This is a genomic window from Sphingomonas azotifigens NBRC 15497 (genome assembly GCF_002091475.1).
GTDB lineage: Bacteria > Pseudomonadota > Alphaproteobacteria > Sphingomonadales > Sphingomonadaceae > Sphingomonas > Sphingomonas azotifigens.
On sequence record NZ_BCTR01000116.1, the window covers coordinates 1 to 2,733 of the forward strand.

The 2,733-nt window shown below is 61.7% G+C and carries 5 protein-coding genes; 2 read left to right on the top strand and 3 right to left on the bottom strand.

Features of this window, described 5'->3' with window-relative positions; genetic code table 11:
- Window positions 1-664 (top strand): HEPN domain-containing protein (locus SAZ01S_RS22990; protein WP_139810216.1); only part of this gene is annotated, 664 nt, incomplete at its 5' end.
- A gap of 42 nt (window positions 665-706) precedes the next feature.
- On the opposite strand, the gene SAZ01S_RS22995 is transcribed toward SAZ01S_RS22990, so the two are convergent.
- From SAZ01S_RS22995 to SAZ01S_RS23005, 3 genes are all read right to left on the bottom strand, one after another.
- On the bottom strand, window positions 707-1,216 hold the full coding sequence (locus tag SAZ01S_RS22995) for a Ros/MucR family transcriptional regulator (RefSeq protein ID WP_084584656.1): 510 nt from the start codon (window positions 1,214-1,216) through the stop codon (window positions 707-709).
- Window positions 1,217-1,316: 100 nt separating this feature from the next.
- Window positions 1,317-1,532 carry a conjugal transfer protein TraD gene (locus SAZ01S_RS23000; protein WP_084584657.1) on the bottom strand — a complete coding sequence of 72 codons (216 nt, stop codon included), beginning with the start codon at window positions 1,530-1,532 and terminating at the stop codon, window positions 1,317-1,319.
- Between the two features lie 13 nt (window positions 1,533-1,545).
- On the bottom strand, window positions 1,546-1,869 hold the full coding sequence (locus SAZ01S_RS23005; protein WP_084584658.1) for a conjugal transfer protein TraD: 324 nt from the start codon (window positions 1,867-1,869) through the stop codon (window positions 1,546-1,548).
- A gap of 171 nt (window positions 1,870-2,040) precedes the next feature.
- On the opposite strand from SAZ01S_RS23005, the gene mobQ reads away from it, so the two are divergent.
- The coding region (gene mobQ, locus SAZ01S_RS23010; protein WP_167693248.1) for a MobQ family relaxase at window positions 2,041-2,733 on the top strand (693 nt) is incomplete at its 3' end.

The window sequence follows — 2,733 nt, forward strand, 5'->3', positions numbered from 1 at the left end:
GGAGTTCTGGGCGACCGCCGAGGACCGGCTGAACCGCGAACTGGCCATCACCAAGACGCTACGCACGCCGGTGAATTTCATCGTACACACCCTGCAGGAGGTAAACGATGGGCTGGCGCATGGTCGCTATTTCTTCATGGACGTCGCCCGCGATGGCATCGCGCTCTACGAGAGCGAGCCGGGTGAGCTGCACCAGCCAAAACCAAAGACACCGCCGCAGGCGCTGGCGATGGCGCGGGAGTATTTTTCTGAGTTTTATCCAGCAGCTGCGGACTTCAAGGAAAGCGCGGACCATCTGGCAGGGAAGGGGCGCCATAAGCGTGCGGCGTTTCTTCTCCACCAAGCTTCGGAACAGCTCTATCACTGCGTGCTGCTGGTTTGCACATTCTATACGCCGCACGTCCACAATCTTGGCTTCTTGCGCACCCAAGCCGAGCGCATCGACCCACGTTTGATCGACGCGTGGCCGCGCGATCAGCGCGTCGACCGTTCGCGGTTCGAGAAGCTGAAGGAAGCCTATGTGAAGGCGCGCTATTCGAAGCACTACCGCATCAGCGCCGAGGAATTGGCGTGGCTGGGCGAGCGCGTCGAGGTGCTGGGGCAGGCGGTGCAGGTAATCTGCGAAGAACGCATCGCGGCGCTTGAGCAAGCCGCCGCCGCATGATCGTCGCGCGCCGAGGCACGCAGCCTCGGCGCGCGATTGCATTCAGGCAGAGGGTGCAGCCTTCGCGCGCGGCTTGCGCACCGGCTTCGGGGCAGGCGCTTCAGCAGGCGCGTTGCGTGCTGCGCGGCCCTTGGCACCCAGGCCAATCTTATGCGCCATCGCGCGGCGCTGTTCCGAATAGGTCGGCGCCACCATCGGATAATCGGCCTTCAGATTGTAGCGCGCGCGATATTCCTCGGGCGTCAGGCCGTGCGTGCTCAGATGCCGGCGCAGCGTCCGGTACGGCTTGCCGTCGATCAGCGAGATGATGTGGTCTTTCGAGGCCAGCGATTTGCGGACCGAGACGGCCGGCGTGAATTCTTCCGACGCAGGTTCTTCGCTCGCAATTTCCGCGCTCGCGACACCTCCTGAAAGTTCAATCACATCTGCATGCATCTTCCGCAGAAACGTGGAGACATCGTCCATCGTCGCGCGATTGTTCGGGTTCGATAACCAGGCAATGGTGAGGTCGCTTGCGAGTTCAACGGGATCGGTATTGCTCTGCTCAGACATTCTGCGTCCCTGCTCCTTGTTTTTCGGCATAGTGCCGACAACAGGATTATAGGAGCGTATGTAATCCGTCTGCTAAAATATGTTGGAAGATGCGGCGAGATTACTCATTCTGCAGCTGCTCGAAGGCGCGACGTCCACGTCTTCGCCATAAGGTCAGCGCCTGATCGCGTTGTTCGCTTTTGAGCGTGGCGGCAGCATCGATCATCACGCCGAACAATACGGCGCGATCATCGTCAGTGAGTTCGACCAATCCGGCTTTCGCCACCAAGCCGCCCAGTTCGATCAGCTGGCGCGTTCGTTCGCGGCGCTTCACCATCCATTCTCGCGTATCATTCCGCGCCCGCTGCGCTTCCAGTCGGTGCCGCGCCGCTGTCAGCTGCCGCAGCCGATGCCGCACGCGAACGAGCGCCGCCGCGAGCTTTCCCCTGCCGTTGAAAGTAGGCCGCGCCACGCTGGCGCCAGCCCTCCCGCACGATCATGTCGGACGCGCTAACCGCGGCGAGCAACGCGCCTGCCAGTTGCTCGACCGGCAGCGCATCGGCACCCGTTGCGATCACCAGCTCGCCGAGCTGCTGGAGCTTGGCTTGTTTGATCTGTCGCGCCCTGTTGTCGAGCGCCCTCAGTTCCGAATCAAAGTCACGCGGTTTGCGCATCGAACCCTCCGCAGTTGATGGATGATACTGGGTGATTTAGGAACTGCGTCAATCAGTGCAAATGTCGTGAAACTTCTTGGGATGATTACGTCGCGAAAAAGATGAAATCTTTTGAGGGCGCGCTTATACGTCGTGCCGACGTCGCCTGTCTGGTGTAAATAGATTGCCGTCATGGCGATCTACCACTTCTCGGCCAAGATCATCAGCCGCGCCAGCGGATCGTCGGCGCTCGCCGCGGCCGCCTATCGTTCGGCCTCGCGCCTGCACGACCAGCGGCTCGATCGGCACCACGACTTCTCGAACAAGGCCGGCGTCGTCCATTCCGAAGTGCTGCTGCCGGACGGCGCGCCTGAGTATCTCGCCGATCGGGAGAAATTGTGGAATGCCGTCGAAGCGGTGGAGCTACGCAAGGACGCGCAACTGGCGCGCGAGATAGAGTTCGCCATTCCGCGCGAACTGAACCAGGCCGAGGGTATTGAGCTGGCGCGCGAGTTCGTTGAACGCGAGTTTGTCGCGCGCGGCATGGTCGCCGATCTCAATGTCCATTGGGATATCGGCACCGATGGCGAGCCCAAGCCACACGCGCATGTCATGCTGGCGTTGCGCGAGGTAGATGCCGACGGGTTCGGCAAGAAGAACCGTGACTGGAACCGCACCGATCTGTTGGAAAAGTGGCGTGAGCGATGGGCGGGGCACGTCAATGCACGGCTGGCGGAACTGGATATCGACGCACGTGTCGATCACCGCTCGCTGGAAGCGCAGGGTATTGAGCTGGAGCCGCAGCACAAGATCGGCCCGGCCGCGGCGCGCATGGCTGGCCAGGGCCTAACGTCGGAGCGGCTGGAAGAACATCACGACATCGCA

Excerpts from the sequence above, each read along its gene's own strand:
- SAZ01S_RS23000 (WP_084584657.1), bottom strand. The coding sequence starts at position 1,532 with ATGGTGAAGCGCCGCGAACGAACGCGCCAGCTGATCGAACTGGGCGGC.
- SAZ01S_RS23005 (WP_084584658.1), bottom strand. The coding sequence starts at position 1,869 with ATGCGCAAACCGCGTGACTTTGATTCGGAACTGAGGGCGCTCGACAAC.
- SAZ01S_RS22995 (WP_084584656.1), bottom strand. The coding sequence starts at position 1,216 with ATGTCTGAGCAGAGCAATACCGATCCCGTTGAACTCGCAAGCGACCTC.